A 14,928-nucleotide genomic window follows, 5' to 3' on the forward strand; every position below is an offset into this window, starting at 1 on the left:
TGGTATTTATTTTAAAATATTAAGTATTTGTTTCATAACAGTTAATTATTTAAATATTCATTTAAAATATATTTAATGTTTATTTTTATTATATTTTGATTAATAATAAAATTAATATCAAATGAGGTTTAATTTATGAGCCTTAATTTTAAAAATCTTAATGGTCGTTTAGTTAAAGAAATCACTATTATTCTAATAATAAAAATAGTGCTTCTCTTAACGATCAAACATATTTGGTTTGATGCTCCCACCATCCCCAAAAATTTTGACAATCAGGTCGCCGAGCATATTGCTGGCGATAACATTTCCCACATTAAGGAGACACGTTGATGATTTCTGAAAGCGTGGTTGATCTTTCGCGGTTTCAATTTGCGATGACCGCAATGTATCACTTTCTTTTCGTCCCTTTAACTCTAGGTTTGGCATTTATCCTTGCCATCATGGAAACCACTTATGTCATTTCTGGTAAAGAAATTTACAAAGATATGACTAAATTTTGGGGAAAATTATTTGGTATTAACTTTGCTTTAGGGGTAACAACTGGCTTAACAATGGAGTTCCAATTTGGAACAAACTGGGCTTATTACTCACACTATGTAGGTGATATTTTTGGTGCTCCATTAGCAATTGAAGGCCTTATGGCATTCTTTCTTGAGTCTACATTTATTGGTTTATTCTTCTTCGGATGGGATCGTTTAAGTAAGGTTCAGCATCTAGGCGTAACGTGGTTAGTCGCTCTAGGTTCTAACATGTCAGCACTCTGGATTTTAGTGGCGAATGGCTGGATGCAGAACCCTGTAGGTGCTGCATTTAACTTTGAAACCATGCGTATGGAATTAGTTGATTTCGGCGCGCTTATCTTTAACCCTGTAGCTCAGGTGAAATTCGTACATACCGTTTCTGCGGGCTATGTAACTGGTGCAATTTTTGTACTTGCCATCTCAAGCTACTACTTACTTAAAAAACGTGATCTTCCTTTCGCACGTCGCTCATTTGCAATTGCTGCCATTTTCGGTCTTGCATCTACACTTTCAGTGATTTTGTTAGGTGATGAATCTGGTTATGAACTCGGTGATGTTCAAAAAACTAAACTCGCTGCGATCGAAGCCGAATGGGATACTCATCCTGCTCCTGCTCCGTTTACTTTGTTTGGTGTACCAAACCATGAAGAGATGCGGACAGATTACGCAGTTAAAATTCCATATGCATTAGGTTTAATTGCAACTCGTTCAACAACCAAAGAAGTTACTGGCCTTAAAGATCTCATGCAACAGCACGAAGTTCGTATTCGCAACGGTATGCTTGCCTATGCTGAACTTGAAAAATTACGTGCAGGTGATCGCTCACCAGAGTTATTAGCCTCTTTTGAAAAAAATCAGAAAGATTTAGGTTATGGCCTACTTCTTAAGAAATATGCACCCAATGTAGTTGATGCAAGCGAGCAAAATATTAAAGCTGCTGTAAAAGATACTGTTCCAAATGTTACAGCGCTATTTTTCTCTTTCCGCGCAATGGTTGCCTCTGGTTTCCTAATGCTATTACTTTTCATTTTAGCGACTTGGGCTGTAGCAAAAAGAAATGCTGAAAATAAACCTTGGCTCCTGAAATATGCATTGTTTGCTCTACCGCTTCCTTGGATTGCTGCACAAACTGGCTGGTATGTAGCTGAAGGCGGTCGTCAACCGTGGTCTATTGGTGAAATCTTACCAACCCATCTCTCTACTTCTAGTTTAAGTACTGGTGACGTATGGGGTTCAATTATTGCTCTAGCAGCGTTCTACACTGCTCTTTTGATTATTGAAATGTATTTAATGATCAAATTTGCTCGCTTAGGACCAAGCTCTCTACACACTGGCAAATATCATTTTGAAAAGCAAGAACCAAAAGCAGCGGTTAATGGGGAGGCCTTATTATGATTGAATATGAATTATTAAAAATCATTTGGTGGGTGTTAGTTGGCGTACTTCTGATCGGCTTCGCTCTGACTGATGGCTTTGATATGGGGTCTATGGCTCTCATGCCTTTCGTTGGAAAAACCGATAGCGAACGCCGTGCTGCGATCAATACCATTGCCCCACACTGGGATGGTAATCAGGTCTGGTTTATTACGGCAGGTGGTGCATTATTTGCTGCATGGCCAATGGTTTACTCAGTCGCTTTCTCAGGCATGTACTGGGCACTCTTGTTAGTTCTATTTGCACTTTTCCTAAGACCAGTAGGTTTCGATTATCGCTCTAAACTTGAAAATACCAAATGGCGTAACTCTTGGGACTGGGGTCTATGCATCGGTGGTGCTGTTCCAGCGCTTGTGTTTGGTGTGGCTTTCGGTAATTTGTTTTTAGGTATTCCTTTCAGTTTAGATAGCACATTACGCTCTGAATATACAGGCAGCTTTTTTGCCCTTCTTAACCCCTTTGCTTTAGTTTGCGGTGTGGTAAGTCTGTCTATGCTTTGTGCACATGGCGGTGCATGGCTCATGCTACGTACTGATGAAGCTTTAAAACAGCGCTCTGCCAAGGCCACTCAAATTATGGCGATTATATTTTTAATTTGTTTCCTTGTAATTGGAGCATGGCTGTATTTTGGGCAAGTTCCAGGTTATAGCTATGCTGTTGCTATAGACCCAAATACTGCGCTTAACCCTTTAGCTAAAGAAGTGGTTACCAATAGCAATCCAGGTTGGATGAACAATTACAGCACCTATCCAGTGACTAAAGTTGCCCCTGCTCTTGCCATCTTAGGTGCAATCATTGCAATTTTTGCTTCTTCAAAAGCAAAAGCAGGCCTAAGTTTTACTGGTACAAGTTTAATGATTGTAGGAGCAATTTTAACTGCCGGTTTTGCCCTATTCCCATTCCTACTTCCATCTAGCATCAATCCTAACTCTAGCTTGACGATGTGGGATGCTGTATCAAGTCACCTTACTTTAGGCGTTATGACAGTTGCTGCTTGCATTTTTGTTCCTCTTATTTTGATCTATACCAGTTGGTCTTATTACAAAATGTGGGGAGTCATCACTAACAAACATATCGAGTCAAACTCGCATAGCTTGTATTAAGGAGAAAACTATGTGGTATTTCGCATGGATCCTAGGTATTTTGATGGCATGTTTTGCGGGTGTACTCAGCGCGCTTTATATCGAACATCATCAAGATTTAGATGAGGAATAAATGATGGCAAAAGCAATGACAGCATCAAATCATCGAAAAGCTCAAGCATTTGCAATGGCCCTTTCTTTTCTGTTGGCATTGCCCCTTGCTGCAATTTTGTTGGTTTACCCTTCACTCATGCTAGATGCTAATGGGCACTACAATCATAGCCAGCTTATGCTGGTGATGATTGGTATTTCTGGTGGATTTATTTACGGAGTGGGTTTCGTACCTAACTTCTGGTTATGGAAATGGCTATTTAGCCCATGGGTAGCTTGGCCTCTCATGCTTTTAGGTTATTACATCTGGTTTCTAACCTAAATCAAAAAGACCTCATCTGAGGTCTTTTTTCATTTCGCTTAAATTAATAACTACTAATATTAAATTAATTTGATTGTTCAGCTAACCATGCCATAAATTTTTGACGCTCAGCTTTAGAAGCTTTCTGCCAAGTTTCAACTAAACGTTGATCATTCGTTTGTGCTACGCCTGTTACAGGCATAGATGTTGGAGCTGGTACAGCCACCTGAGCAGAAGTAGGTTTAGCAGAGGCATACACTGCCTCAGGCTGCGATTTAGATGATTTAGTCGTAAAGTCAGTGACTTTTCCTAATAAGCCCGTTGCAAACCATGGTTTTGCCTCATTGTTTGCACCAGTTTGTTGTACGATTAATTCATTATTTGCGCTGTACAAAGCCACAGTTGGTTGCTCAGCATATTTCTTTGCTTGTTCAAATTGCTTTGGTGCATCTACCATTGCGAGCTTATAAGTTTGCCCATCTTTGAGCACTGGAGTTTGAATTGTAACTACTCCAGATTTAACAATGTCATGCTCCCCGCTTAAATGTTCAAAGTATTCTTGATAGCGCACACTTAAGCTTGTTTCACCAGCATCGACTTTATAATTATTTTTAGATGAACGAAATAACCCAGAGTTGACTTCCTGACCATTCACCGCAAGGATTACAATTTCCTCTGGTGCTGTAATTGTAACTGCTGAAAATACCGAACCGCTGAGTAATAAACCAATTGCAGCAACACCTAATCTTAAAGTCATCTGTCTCTTTCTCTGTGTTTGATAAGCTATTAAATCATGAGCAATATGCAATATGATTGTGACTATTTTATGACAATGCAGTTATCGACTAATTTCTTGATTTATTATTTTGAAATATACATTTGAATTTCATAAATTTTTGTTTTATGTATTCCTCCTATTCATTCTAAAAACATAAAAAAAGCACCTAAAATAGGTGCTTTTTTTTAATTTCAATTAAATTAATTGAAAGTTTTGAAACGATCAGCATCATTAATAAATGCTTTTTCACCTGCTGGTGCTTCAACCGAACCAAATACTAATTGAGCACGTAATTTCCAAGTTGCAGGAACATCAAATGCTTCAGCTGCGTCTGCATCGACAATTGGGTTATAGTGCTGTAAAGAAGCACCTAAACCAAGCTCTGAAAGCGCAGTCCAAGTTGCAAATTGAGCAATTGCACTTGAGTGTTCAGACCATACAGGGAAATTGTCTGCATATAGTTCGAATTGCTCTTGTAAGCTTTTAACAACAGCTTGGTCTTCATAAAATAAAACCGTACCAACACCAGCTACAAAGCTATCAATTTTTGCATTTGTACCAGCAAAAGCTTCTGCAGGAACAATTTTACGCAAAGCTTCACGAACTAAATTCCAGAATTTAGCATGAGATTCACCGTATAGTGTCACTACACGTGAAGATTGTGAGTTAAAAGCTGAAGGACTATGTTTAACTGCTTCACGGATAGTTTCTTCAATTTTAGTGCGATCTAATGCAACGTTTTTACCAATTGCATAAATTGTACGACGGTTTTTAATTTTATCTAAGAAAGTAGACATTTTGTTATTTCCTACCTATTGATTTGACCAAGGGTCGTTGTTTGGGAATGAGTACAGTGTATTAAAGTCATTTTTCATAATCAGCATTAAAAATATGACAGTTCGTTTTATTTTCGCAACAATAATAAAAGATATACATATAAAAAAAGCTTCACGATTTAGTGAAGCTTTTTAGGGTTACCAAGCAATTTACTTATCAGTTTCAAACAGCGCAGCAACAAAAGATTTAGCCGAGAATGGTCTTAAATCATCAATTTTTTCACCTACACCAATAAAACGAATTGGCACATGGGTACGACTTGCAATATTAAAGAGCACGCCACCTTTCGCAGTCCCATCCAGTTTGGTAATAGTAATACCAGTTAAACCCACAGCTTGGTCAAACTCTTGCACTTGGTTAATCGCGTTTTGCCCTGTACCCGCATCTACTACCAACATAATTTCATGAGGTGCAGTTGCATCAATTTTTTGCATCACACGTTTAACTTTTTTGAGTTCTTCCATCAAGTTACTCTTATTATGTAAACGACCTGCCGTATCTGCGATTAATACGTCAATTCCTTTAGCACGAGCACTTTCAAAAGCATCAAAAATAACAGAAGCACTATCAGCTCCGTGACCTTGAGCTACCACAGAGATATCATTACGTTCACCCCAGATCTGTAATTGTTCTGTCGCTGCGGCACGGAACGTATCCCCTGCAGCCAACATCACTTTTTTACCTTCACCCTGTAAACGTTTCGCTAATTTACCAATAGTTGTGGTTTTACCAACACCATTTACCCCAACCATTAAAATCACATAAGGCGATTTGTTAGGATCAATATGTAAAGGTTTAACACGTGGGGCCAACAAAGCAACCAGCTCTTCTTGTAACGCTTTATATAGAGAGTGGGAATAGATCAAATCACCACGAGCTGTACGCTCGGTTAAATTGGTAATGATCGTTTTAGTAGCTTCAACACCAATATCTGCAACTAATAATTGCTCTTCTACTTCTTCGAGTAACTCATCGTCAATTTCTTTTCCGCCAATCAAGATATTGACCATACCATCAGCGAAATTACGACGAGTTTTGGTTAAACCTTCTTTCATCCGGCCAAAAAAACCGGTTTTTGGTTGTTCAACCGCAGTTTCTGTAGAAGCTAATTCAACTTTGGCTGCTTCAATATTTTCTTGCGATTTAACAGGAGATTCAACGATGGGAACATCGATAGCAGGTAAATTAGGTAATGTGACATCGTCATCACCGATCTCAGCATCTATCAAGAATTTATTTTGCATATTCGATTGTTGCTCCATGCGGATTCCTTGAAAAGCAGCGCGTTTAAAAAGATAAAGTTTAGCATAAATTCAAAATTTTGCCTGCCACAATAGTGCTCAAAAAGCTTTGGAAACCAAGATTTAGCCTGATTAACTCATTTACTGGGTATCTTCCTGAGCGAGTGCTGGATATTGCTTAATATGAGCACCTTCAAATTGGTAAGCATGCATTAACTTCAAATAATCTGCCCGATGAATTTCTGACTGAGCTATAAGCAACTCAGCCATGTCTTGAGTTCTTGGATAAGTAGCCTGATGAGAAAGTTGTATAATTCGTTGATATTGATCCGGACTAATAGGCCGAAGTAATGCTAAATATGACAGCACAAAAATACAGCCAATGACAATAACCACAAACAGGTTAAAACATTGATCAACTTTTAACTCAGACTTTAATTTAAGAAAATTTTGTTTGAATATGAGCATGACCTACCTCGAATTAGTGTAGTGTAGGGTTCAATACTCATAAGTACAAGATCAAACATCCAGTAAGGTTAATAATCATACCTTACTGGATAGTATGAGTATGCTTAACTTATTAGTGAACGAATGACGGAAAAGTATAAAATTGCCGCAATAATCACCAAGACTAAAAACATAGCAAAAATACTTAACCCTTCTTCTGCATCTGCTGGATGCAATTCGTCTTCATCAGCAATTTTTCGAAGTTCCCCATCATAAACTTGATAAAACCAGTTTTTTTGGGCGGGTTCCAAATGACCAGCAAAATCAAACACCCTTTTACGCTGTGCTAGACAGTAATCCCCTAAATGGATTTCCTCATGAAAAATAGCTTCATCTAATAATTTACGGTGATAATGGGCCAGTTCTATGATTTGTTCCTCTTTAGGAGGGGTGTCAAAAACAAAGCCATCGATTGTATTTGTCATATTTTATTCTCCTTGTCTTTTATTCTCATATTGATTTTAATCAAAATTATTTGTGAATAATGTTTAATCATGTATCCTAATAGTGAACTAAACGAAATGACAAATAGTTGACAAATCCATCAATTTGTAATATTAGTTTAATAATTCTAAGTTAAATTAATTTAAAGGCACTAGCCTTTAGAAAAAAGTAATCATAATTACAATAAGGAGTTTTCTATGATTCAACGTATCTCTCATCATGATTTAGAACATGTATATGCAACTGCAGTAAACACAATTCACTCTCAAATGAATTTCCAAGATGCGGTTGCACAGTTAGAAGAAGTTGCTCGCGCTGGGCATGGTAAAGCCGCTCTATTCTTAGCAGAATTATATTATCAAGGTTTCCGTGTTGAACGTGACTCTCTTAAAGCACAATATTGGCAAAAGTTAGCCACAATGCAAGCATAAAAAGACGTCACCTAGGTGGCGTTTTTTTATGTCTGTAAAATTTGATATAAACCAATTCATCCCTTATCTCTTCTTGCGCTTCACCAAAGCTTTAATCGCTTTGTTTTGCTCAGGTGGCGTTTTTTACATCCGTAAAAATATTCTATAAATATAATTCGTTATGCACTTCGTTTGTCTTACGCTAATGCCAACGCCTTAATCATATTAACGTTCTCAAGTAACATTTTTTGTAGCTGGGAATATTTGTTTACGATTTGATACCTGTTTAAACTGAAATGTCATCTGATTTTTCTATAATAAGCAAGATAAGTTAAGAACCATTAAATTGACAATGAATAGTTTAAGCAATCTGCAACCGGTTTCAAAAGACTTGATGATTAAAATTTATATTTTAAGAACTATGATGTATTGCGGAGTTCTCTGGGGATTATTTCATCAGGGCTGGGCAATTAAATCAGATCAAGAAGACTTTATTTTTCCTTTCTGGCTCAATGGATTGCAAGCTCACCGCTACGCTAAAGAACATTGGCCACATTACAAACCGAGAAGAATTACTCCTAAAGATTTTCACGAGTCTTTATTACCAACTTTAACTCGACTCAACGTTACACCAGCTTTGTTTAATTCGTCTCATCGCAAGTTGAAATTATCTACCCAACAAATGCAACATTTCTTTTTTAAACATCCGCACTGGCAAGGAGCCTAAAGTTTTCTTTAGGTTCTTAATCTCTATTAGAATGCTTTTTGAACGCTTGAATGTAAAACTTGTATTTGAATGACTATCCAGTCTTTGCATTTTTATAAAATCAAGCTAATTTAAAACAAAATGATAAAACACAGGACAGAAGAAATGACAATCGTTGCACAAGTAATCAAGAACAAAGCAGAACAAGATATTTTTACAATTTCTCCGGAAGCCACTGTCCTTGAAGCAATTAAGATTATGGCGGATAAAGGAATTGGTGCACTCGTCGTATCTGAGGGCGAAAAAGTTGTCGGAATTTTGTCTGAACGTGACTACACGCGAAAAGTAACGCTTATGGAACGTTCATCATATAGCACTACAGTCGCTGAAATTATGACATCCAAAGTACTTACGGTAAGCTTAAATAACACGGTTGAAGAATGTTTGCAGCTTATGACAGATCGTCATTTACGTCACTTGCCTGTACTAGACAATGAAAAATTAGTTGGTTTTATCTCTATTGGTGACTTGGTAAAAGCTGCAATGGAAGACCAGAAAAATTTAATTGAACAATTAAAACAGTACATCTCTGGTTAATTATTTCATATAAAAAATGGGCATTTATATGCCCGTTTTTTATTGATATAAAACTTAAAGATAGTTATTAATTAAAGCAACTAAACGCTCTAGCAAGTCATCAGCCTGTGCTTGAGTCATGTTAATTGGTGGCAATAAACGCACTACTGAACCAGCTGTAACATTAATAATAAGCTTATGTTGATCACGAGCTATTGCAACGAGCTCGGCGCAGTCTTTAGGCAATTGAATACCAATCATCATACCAAAGCCACGTACTTGCACATCTTTATGTGCCAATTGCGCACGTAATTGATCAACAATATAACCACCAACAACTGCCGCATTTTCTACAGCATTCTCTTTTTGGATTGTATCAATTACTGTATAAACCACACGAGAACCTAGCACTGTGCCACCATAAGTAGACCCATGGCTACCAGGTCCTAATAAGCCAACAGCTTTACCTTGGGTCATTACCGCGCCTACTGGAAAGCCATTACCAAGTCCTTTAGCAGTCGTCAAAACATCAGGCACAATGTTTGTATGTTGATAAGCAAAATACTTACCGGTACGACCATTACCAGTTTGGATTTCATCTAGCATCATTAGCCAGTTATGTTGATTACATATGATGCGAACTTCTTCAAGATAGCTAAAGCCCTGAGGCGCAGTATTAATACCACCCTCACCTTGAATTGGCTCAATCAAAATCGCAACAATATCTGGATGCTGTAAAGCAGCTTCTTGAATTGCTTCTACATCACCAAATGGCACACGAATAAAATCACTGGTTAATGGCGCAAAACCATCTTGTACTTTTTTATTACCAGTTGCTGAAAGTGTTGCTAAAGTACGACCATGAAAAGATTGCTCTGCCACAATTATCTTTGGTGAACTTATACCTTGTTGAGTACCAAATTTACGAGCAATCTTAATGGCACCTTCATTTGACTCAGCACCACTGTTTGAAAAGAAGATCTCTTCCATTCCTGAAACTTCAGCCAGCTTCTGAGCAGCAGCCGTTTGCCAAGGAATTTCAAATAGGTTACTTGTATGTACCAGTGTTGCAGCTTGTTCTGCAATTGCTTCAGCAATGGCTGGATGCGCATGACCTAAACCACATACAGCAATACCAGTTAAAGCATCTAAATATTCTGTGCCATCTTCGGTATATAGATATGCTCCTCGGCCTCGTACAAAACTGATCGCTTGGCGACCATAAGTAGCCATTAAATGTGATGGTTGATCAGGTTGTATTGGAGCTAGGGTAATATCATTCATAACGAACTCTGTCTGTATGAGATTTTAGGAAGGGTTTATATAAGCAAAAACTAGCTCTGATGAAAAGTCTCATCACTCATTTATCTAAAATTTCGTCCGCTTTCCGCTATCACTTCGGTTTATACAATAAAATATTGAATATTCAATGCAACTTTAAGTAATCAGGTGGTTTGCAAAGCGATGTAAACACCCCCTATAATGCTGCTAGATTAGTTGAGGATCTCTTTATGACTGAACAAGCACGTGATACTGAAGCGTTAATCCGCGATCAAATTGCGAAGCATCCCGTTTTACTTTACATGAAAGGCACTCCACAGTTTCCACAATGTGGTTTCTCTGCACGTGCTGTAGAGGCGCTCAGTCAAATTGGTCGTCCATTTGCATATGTAAATATTTTGGAAAACCCTGATATTCGTGCAACCTTACCCAAAATTGCGAACTGGCCAACATTCCCGCAACTTTGGGTAAATGGCGAACTTATTGGCGGTAGCGATATCATGCTCGAAATGTTCCAAAATGGCGAATTAAAACCATTAGTTGAACAATATAGCGCAGCGCCAGAAGCGTAAATAATAAAAAAGCCAATCAATAGATTGGCTTTTTTATACTCTCAATCTTAACGATCACTTACCCCGACATAGCGAAATAAATTTTCCACACCTAAATCAGATTTTAAAATAATTAGATTTTCATAAGTTGTTGTTGTGAGAGCTTCAAAAATATTCATATTCGGATGTTCATGTAACTCATCTACACTCTGATCCATACACTCTTCAAATCGATCAGCAATAAATTCAAACCCTAAGTCCATAGCAATAAATAAAGTATGTTCACATGGCTGAACATATTGTTCTTGTGCCCAGTCAATTATCGCTTGTTTGCAAAATGGACATTCAATATTCGCAGAAGCATCGTTAAGTTCAATCAATTGATAGTGCATTAGATTTGAGAAATAAGGAAAATGATAGTGTAAGAGAAATTAATTAAAAGTTCTAGAAAAGGGTATAGACATTTAGTAGAAAATACACATTAAAATTACATCGTAATTACAATGTAATTTATTTTTTCACTTAAACTGAATATGTTAGTATATGTTTTAATTACAAAAAATTTAGTTTAAAAATTATCGTTGCAAAAATAATAATGTAAAATCATGGTTGTTGCAGAAATAGGATATTTTAATGCTCACAGATCTTGATGATTTTTATTGTTTTGCTCTCGTCGTTGAGCATGGTGGCTTTAGTGCTGCTGAGCGTGTAACGGATATACCAAAATCAAAATTAAGCCGTCGCGTGTACAGCCTCGAAGAAAACTTAGGCGTTCGCCTGATTCAACGCAGCTCTCGTCATTTTGCTGTTACAGATATTGGGATGGATATTTATAGACATGCTCAAGTCATGATGAATGCTGCACAGGCTGCTCATGATTTGGTTGATCATTTAAGCATTCAACCTAGAGGTGTTGTAAAGGTTAGTGTTCCTGTTGATATTGCTCAAAATCAACTGCCTAAAATTTTGCCTGCTTTCTTAAAAAAATATCCAGAAATTCGTTTGCAACTTATGGTCAGCAATCGTCGAGTAGATGTCATTAATGAAGGAATTGATATTGCTTTACGTGTTCGCTCAAAACTAGATGATGATCCAAGTTTAGTTCTTAGACAGTTTGCACTTATTGAACAGAGTCTATTTGCAAGTCAAGCATATCTAAATGAATTTGGAGATATAAAAAATCCAGAACAACTTAGTGAGCATCGCATTTTAAGTTTGTCTGAAGAGCATCTTGATCAACAATTCCTTTTGCATGGTCCAGACAATCAGCAAAAGAAAATCAAAGTCAGCCCTATCGTAATGGGTACAAATATCCATATGTTGGCGCAATTAGCGAGTCAAAACTGTGGGATCGCTTTACTACCAGAGAGCGCAGCAGAAGATTTTCTAAAATCTGGACAGCTTGTACAAATTTTACCGGAATGGAAAGCTCCTCACGGTATATTACATGCTGTATATCCATCACGCCGAGGGTTATTACCTGCTGTACGAGTATTTATTGATTATTTGGTAGAACATCTTTCTGAGCATTAAAATGAATTTAAAAAAAGTTCGATAATTATCGAACTTTTTTTATTTTTAAATTACAGGATAGTTTCCTACACCTTCAGGCCAAGGTGTTAAGAGTTCAAAGCCAGTGTCAGTTACAGCAACCATATGTTCCCATTGCGCAGATAACGAAAGATCTTGAGTAATAACTGTCCATCCGTCATTTAATTCTTTAACCTGTGGTCTACCCGCATTAATCATCGGTTCAATCGTAAAGACCATACCTTTTTTTAATACTAAGCCTTGGCCGCGCTGTCCATAATGTAAAACATTAGGTTGTTCATGATAAACCTTACCAATCCCATGACCACAATATTCTCGAACAATACTATACCCTTCTCGATGAGCAACTGACTGAATAGCATAACCAATATCGCCTAGTGTAGCTCCTGGCTTAACAGCATGAATCCCAGCAACCATCGCTTCATAAGTTGTATCAACAAGTTTTTTTGCTTGCGGGTTTACATCACCTACAAAATACATGCGGCTCGTATCACCAAAATAGCCATCTTTAATAATTGCGACATCAATATTAATAATATCGCCATCTTTTAAAATCTTATTCGGTGACGGAATTCCATGGCAAACTACTTCATTTACTGATGTACATATTGTTTTAGTAAAACCATGATATCCCACATTCGCAGGAATAACTTTTAAAGTATTTACAATATAGTCATTACACAGGTTATCTAAATATTCAGTAGATACACCCGGTTTAATATATGCCCCTATCATTTCTAAAACTTGTGCAGCCAAGCGTCCAGAAATTCTTAACTTTTCCAGATCTTGTTCAGTTTTTATTGTAACAGTAGAAGCTCTCATTCAGTTTTATCCTCGTAGGCACTGCTTTTACCACGCCTACAAAAATGTAAGTTAATTTAGAATATTCTAGAACGGATATAGGATAGGCTGGAAGCATTAAATGCCCAAATATTCAACATTCATAATAGAAATTCCTACTTTTATTTTTGCATAATTTCTTTAAAAAGTCAGAGACAAAAAATGATTTCCTAATTTCTTTCAATGGTTTTTCAAATACATACCTTAACCAGTTGATATTTTTAATATCTATTAAAGGTTTTTATGCTCTGAAAAAAATCTTTTTCACATAAAATACCGCTTGATCATGATCTCTTTTGCTCTAAAATTCCTTCTTTTTTATTAATTTTAATTTATGCAACATCTTCGTACTGGAGATATTATTGCCCTAGGTTTTATGACCTTTGCTCTTTTTATTGGGGCTGGCAATATTATCTTTCCTCCCATTGTCGCTCAACAAGCCGGTGATCATGTATGGCTAGCCGCTATAGGCTTTTTGATTACTGCAGTTGGTCTACCCGTAATTACCATCATGGCACTCTCTCGTATGCAGGGTTCCATTGAAATTATTAGCTCTCCTCTCGGTCGAGTAGCAAGTCTGATTTTAACCGTTGTTTGTTATTTATCAGTAGGCCCTTTATTTGCTACTCCACGTACAGCTACTGTTTCTTATGAAATTGGTTTTTCATCTTATTTTGGAACATCAAGTAGTAGCCTTTTAATTTACAGCGCAATTTATTTTTCATTTGTAACTGTAGTTTCACTTTATCCAAACAAGTTATTAGATACTGTTGGTCATGTGCTTGCTCCCCTAAAAATTATTGCTTTAGCAATTTTAGGTATTGCAGCAGTTATGATCCCAGCGGGTTACGTCCCTGCTCCAATCAACCATTACGTTGAATCTCCAGTTTCGGAAGGTTTCGTAAACGGTTATCTCACTATGGATACTTTAGGCGCATTAGTATTCGGTATCGTAATTATTCAAGCGATTTATTCGCGTGGTGTTACCGATAAAAAATTAGTCACTAAGTATGCGATTATTGCCAGTCTTATTTCTGGTGCAGGTCTTACTTTAGTCTATTTAAGCTTATTCAAATTAGGTGTAGGTAGTCATGAAGTAGCACCAAATGCAGCAAATGGTGCAGTAATTTTACATGCATATGTTCAACATGCTTTTGGCAATATGGGTTCATTATTCTTAACTGGACTAATTTTTCTAGCATGTATGGTGACAGCGATTGGCTTAACTTGTGCTTGCGGTGAGTATTTTGCTCAGTTAACTAAATTACCTTACAAACTTTTAGTATTCATTTTAGTTGGTTTCTCTTTCATTATTTCTAATCTTGGATTAACCAAACTTATTGCCGTATCAGTACCTGTTTTAAGTGCAATTTATCCACCAGCCATTGTTGTGATTATGCTGAGCTTCTTTTGGAAATTTTGGCACAAACCCTCTTTTATTGTCGGTTCAGTAACAAGTATTGCTTTAATTTTCGGTATTATTGACGGTATTAAAGTTGCTGGTTTTGGTGATTATTTACCTGCATTTCTTCAACATTTACCTTTAAATGAACAAAACTTAGCTTGGTTGATCCCATCTTTAGTTGTTCTAGCAATTACCGTAATTATCGACAAAGTTAAATTTAAAAACATTTAATCTAGTGTCTCTTTTGAAATCGAGTTTTACCCAAACATGATTTTATATATTGAATAAAATGCTGAGTTTACCCAACCGGCATTTTATTTCCACACTACTTTCAATGACAAATCAACTATAG

The 14,928-nt window shown here is 36.9% G+C and carries 19 protein-coding genes; 11 read left to right on the forward strand and 8 right to left on the reverse strand.

Annotated elements, in window-relative coordinates:
• Nucleotides 1–135 precede the first annotated feature (135 nt).
• The 5 genes from cydP to RMA94_RS15060 are packed head-to-tail and all read left to right on the forward strand — an operon-like array spanning nucleotide 136 to nucleotide 3,470.
• Nucleotides 136–330 (forward strand): cytochrome oxidase putative small subunit CydP, encoded by a 195-nt coding sequence (gene cydP, locus RMA94_RS15040; RefSeq protein WP_005073962.1) that lies wholly within the window; start codon nucleotides 136–138, stop codon nucleotides 328–330.
• Nucleotides 330–1,916 carry a cytochrome ubiquinol oxidase subunit I gene (locus RMA94_RS15045; RefSeq protein ID WP_057068257.1) on the forward strand — a complete coding sequence of 529 codons (1,587 nt, stop codon included), beginning with the start codon at nucleotides 330–332 and terminating at the stop codon, nucleotides 1,914–1,916. Before cydP ends, RMA94_RS15045 begins: the two co-directional genes overlap by 1 nt.
• Nucleotides 1,913–3,058: a cytochrome d ubiquinol oxidase subunit II gene (cydB, locus tag RMA94_RS15050; protein WP_057068260.1), complete on the forward strand. Its 1,146-nt coding sequence runs from the start codon at nucleotides 1,913–1,915 to the stop codon at nucleotides 3,056–3,058. The genes RMA94_RS15045 and cydB overlap by 4 nt, the downstream gene beginning before the upstream one ends.
• 10 nt (nucleotides 3,059–3,068) lie before the next feature.
• Nucleotides 3,069–3,170, forward strand: coding sequence for a cytochrome bd-I oxidase subunit CydX (gene cydX / locus RMA94_RS15055; protein ID WP_002120988.1), 102 nt, complete (start codon nucleotides 3,069–3,071; stop codon nucleotides 3,168–3,170).
• A complete protein-coding gene (locus RMA94_RS15060) occupies nucleotides 3,171–3,470 on the forward strand; it encodes a cyd operon YbgE family protein (protein WP_004791954.1) in 300 nt (99 codons plus the stop codon). It abuts the gene before it with no gap.
• A gap of 64 nt (nucleotides 3,471–3,534) precedes the next feature.
• On the opposite strand, the gene RMA94_RS15065 is transcribed toward RMA94_RS15060, so the two are convergent.
• The 5 genes from RMA94_RS15065 to RMA94_RS15085 all read right to left on the reverse strand — a co-directional run bounded on the left by RMA94_RS15065 (nucleotide 3,535) and on the right by RMA94_RS15085 (nucleotide 7,237).
• Complete coding sequence (locus tag RMA94_RS15065; RefSeq protein WP_262729681.1) at nucleotides 3,535–4,206, reverse strand: DUF2057 domain-containing protein; 672 nt, start codon at nucleotides 4,204–4,206, stop codon at nucleotides 3,535–3,537.
• Nucleotides 4,207–4,427: 221 nt separating this feature from the next.
• Nucleotides 4,428–5,024 carry a nitroreductase family protein gene (locus tag RMA94_RS15070; RefSeq protein WP_002121011.1) on the reverse strand — a complete coding sequence of 199 codons (597 nt, stop codon included), beginning with the start codon at nucleotides 5,022–5,024 and terminating at the stop codon, nucleotides 4,428–4,430.
• Between the two features lie 189 nt (nucleotides 5,025–5,213).
• Entirely contained in the window at nucleotides 5,214–6,326 is a 1,113-nt protein-coding gene (ftsY, locus tag RMA94_RS15075) for a signal recognition particle-docking protein FtsY (RefSeq protein WP_004791946.1), read from the reverse strand.
• A 120-nt stretch (nucleotides 6,327–6,446) separates the two neighbouring features.
• Nucleotides 6,447–6,773 carry a hypothetical protein gene (locus tag RMA94_RS15080; protein ID WP_005306180.1) on the reverse strand — a complete coding sequence of 109 codons (327 nt, stop codon included), beginning with the start codon at nucleotides 6,771–6,773 and terminating at the stop codon, nucleotides 6,447–6,449.
• 104 nt (nucleotides 6,774–6,877) lie between these two features.
• Nucleotides 6,878–7,237 carry a hypothetical protein gene (locus tag RMA94_RS15085; protein ID WP_004791942.1) on the reverse strand — a complete coding sequence of 120 codons (360 nt, stop codon included), beginning with the start codon at nucleotides 7,235–7,237 and terminating at the stop codon, nucleotides 6,878–6,880.
• Between the two features lie 216 nt (nucleotides 7,238–7,453).
• On the opposite strand from RMA94_RS15085, the gene RMA94_RS15090 reads away from it, so the two are divergent.
• The 3 genes from RMA94_RS15090 (at nucleotide 7,454) to RMA94_RS15100 (ending at nucleotide 8,969) form a co-directional block, all read left to right on the forward strand.
• The gene (locus RMA94_RS15090; protein ID WP_002121063.1) at nucleotides 7,454–7,687 is read left to right on the forward strand and encodes a hypothetical protein; all 234 of its coding nucleotides are present in this window, start codon (nucleotides 7,454–7,456) and stop codon (nucleotides 7,685–7,687) included.
• A gap of 331 nt (nucleotides 7,688–8,018) precedes the next feature.
• On the forward strand, nucleotides 8,019–8,393 hold the full coding sequence (locus RMA94_RS15095; RefSeq protein WP_004791939.1) for a DUF2750 domain-containing protein: 375 nt from the start codon (nucleotides 8,019–8,021) through the stop codon (nucleotides 8,391–8,393).
• Between the two features lie 144 nt (nucleotides 8,394–8,537).
• Nucleotides 8,538–8,969 (forward strand): CBS domain-containing protein, encoded by a 432-nt coding sequence (locus tag RMA94_RS15100; RefSeq protein ID WP_032036362.1) that lies wholly within the window; start codon nucleotides 8,538–8,540, stop codon nucleotides 8,967–8,969.
• 54 nt (nucleotides 8,970–9,023) lie between these two features.
• Here RMA94_RS15100 and RMA94_RS15105 read toward each other — a convergent pair whose 3' ends face one another.
• Nucleotides 9,024–10,232: an aspartate aminotransferase family protein gene (locus RMA94_RS15105; protein WP_311083680.1), complete on the reverse strand. Its 1,209-nt coding sequence runs from the start codon at nucleotides 10,230–10,232 to the stop codon at nucleotides 9,024–9,026.
• Nucleotides 10,233–10,459: 227 nt separating this feature from the next.
• On the opposite strand from RMA94_RS15105, the gene grxD reads away from it, so the two are divergent.
• A complete protein-coding gene (gene grxD / locus RMA94_RS15110; protein WP_002120913.1) occupies nucleotides 10,460–10,801 on the forward strand; it encodes a Grx4 family monothiol glutaredoxin in 342 nt (113 codons plus the stop codon).
• 47 nt (nucleotides 10,802–10,848) lie between these two features.
• Here the strand turns inward: grxD and RMA94_RS15115 are convergent, their stop codons facing one another.
• Entirely contained in the window at nucleotides 10,849–11,172 is a 324-nt protein-coding gene (locus RMA94_RS15115) for a hypothetical protein (protein ID WP_262470323.1), read from the reverse strand.
• Between the two features lie 241 nt (nucleotides 11,173–11,413).
• On the opposite strand from RMA94_RS15115, the gene RMA94_RS15120 reads away from it, so the two are divergent.
• Nucleotides 11,414–12,313, forward strand: coding sequence for a LysR family transcriptional regulator (locus tag RMA94_RS15120; protein ID WP_002120927.1), 900 nt, complete (start codon nucleotides 11,414–11,416; stop codon nucleotides 12,311–12,313).
• Nucleotides 12,314–12,358: 45 nt separating this feature from the next.
• Here RMA94_RS15120 and map read toward each other — a convergent pair whose 3' ends face one another.
• A complete protein-coding gene (map, locus tag RMA94_RS15125) occupies nucleotides 12,359–13,153 on the reverse strand; it encodes a type I methionyl aminopeptidase (protein ID WP_002121088.1) in 795 nt (264 codons plus the stop codon).
• A gap of 352 nt (nucleotides 13,154–13,505) precedes the next feature.
• Between map and brnQ the strand changes: the two genes are divergently transcribed.
• The gene (brnQ, locus tag RMA94_RS15130) at nucleotides 13,506–14,807 is read left to right on the forward strand and encodes a branched-chain amino acid transport system II carrier protein (RefSeq protein WP_005073945.1); all 1,302 of its coding nucleotides are present in this window, start codon (nucleotides 13,506–13,508) and stop codon (nucleotides 14,805–14,807) included.
• The last annotated feature ends 121 nt before the right edge of the window (nucleotides 14,808–14,928 follow it).

Source organism: Acinetobacter sp. V115_6, from assembly GCF_031799025.1.
GTDB classification, from domain to species: Bacteria; Pseudomonadota; Gammaproteobacteria; order Pseudomonadales; family Moraxellaceae; genus Acinetobacter; species Acinetobacter pittii.

Bases quoted from the DNA above. Each gene is read 5' to 3' on its own strand.
- ftsY (WP_004791946.1), bottom strand. From the start codon at position 6,326: ATGGAGCAACAATCGAATATGCAAAATAAATTCTTGATAGATGCTGAG.
- RMA94_RS15085 (WP_004791942.1), bottom strand. From the start codon at position 7,237: ATGACAAATACAATCGATGGCTTTGTTTTTGACACCCCTCCTAAAGAG.
- cydX (WP_002120988.1), top strand. From the start codon at position 3,069: ATGTGGTATTTCGCATGGATCCTAGGTATTTTGATGGCATGTTTTGCG.
- RMA94_RS15120 (WP_002120927.1), top strand. From the start codon at position 11,414: ATGCTCACAGATCTTGATGATTTTTATTGTTTTGCTCTCGTCGTTGAG.
- RMA94_RS15065 (WP_262729681.1), bottom strand. From the start codon at position 4,206: ATGACTTTAAGATTAGGTGTTGCTGCAATTGGTTTATTACTCAGCGGT.
- RMA94_RS15105 (WP_311083680.1), bottom strand. From the start codon at position 10,232: ATGAATGATATTACCCTAGCTCCAATACAACCTGATCAACCATCACAT.
- RMA94_RS15100 (WP_032036362.1), top strand. From the start codon at position 8,538: ATGACAATCGTTGCACAAGTAATCAAGAACAAAGCAGAACAAGATATT.
- map (WP_002121088.1), bottom strand. From the start codon at position 13,153: ATGAGAGCTTCTACTGTTACAATAAAAACTGAACAAGATCTGGAAAAG.
- RMA94_RS15115 (WP_262470323.1), bottom strand. From the start codon at position 11,172: ATGCACTATCAATTGATTGAACTTAACGATGCTTCTGCGAATATTGAA.
- grxD (WP_002120913.1), top strand. From the start codon at position 10,460: ATGACTGAACAAGCACGTGATACTGAAGCGTTAATCCGCGATCAAATT.
- RMA94_RS15070 (WP_002121011.1), bottom strand. From the start codon at position 5,024: ATGTCTACTTTCTTAGATAAAATTAAAAACCGTCGTACAATTTATGCA.
- RMA94_RS15060 (WP_004791954.1), top strand. From the start codon at position 3,171: ATGATGGCAAAAGCAATGACAGCATCAAATCATCGAAAAGCTCAAGCA.
- cydP (WP_005073962.1), top strand. From the start codon at position 136: ATGAGCCTTAATTTTAAAAATCTTAATGGTCGTTTAGTTAAAGAAATC.
- RMA94_RS15045 (WP_057068257.1), top strand. From the start codon at position 330: ATGATTTCTGAAAGCGTGGTTGATCTTTCGCGGTTTCAATTTGCGATG.
- cydB (WP_057068260.1), top strand. From the start codon at position 1,913: ATGATTGAATATGAATTATTAAAAATCATTTGGTGGGTGTTAGTTGGC.
- RMA94_RS15095 (WP_004791939.1), top strand. From the start codon at position 8,019: ATGAATAGTTTAAGCAATCTGCAACCGGTTTCAAAAGACTTGATGATT.
- RMA94_RS15080 (WP_005306180.1), bottom strand. From the start codon at position 6,773: ATGCTCATATTCAAACAAAATTTTCTTAAATTAAAGTCTGAGTTAAAA.
- brnQ (WP_005073945.1), top strand. From the start codon at position 13,506: ATGCAACATCTTCGTACTGGAGATATTATTGCCCTAGGTTTTATGACC.
- RMA94_RS15090 (WP_002121063.1), top strand. From the start codon at position 7,454: ATGATTCAACGTATCTCTCATCATGATTTAGAACATGTATATGCAACT.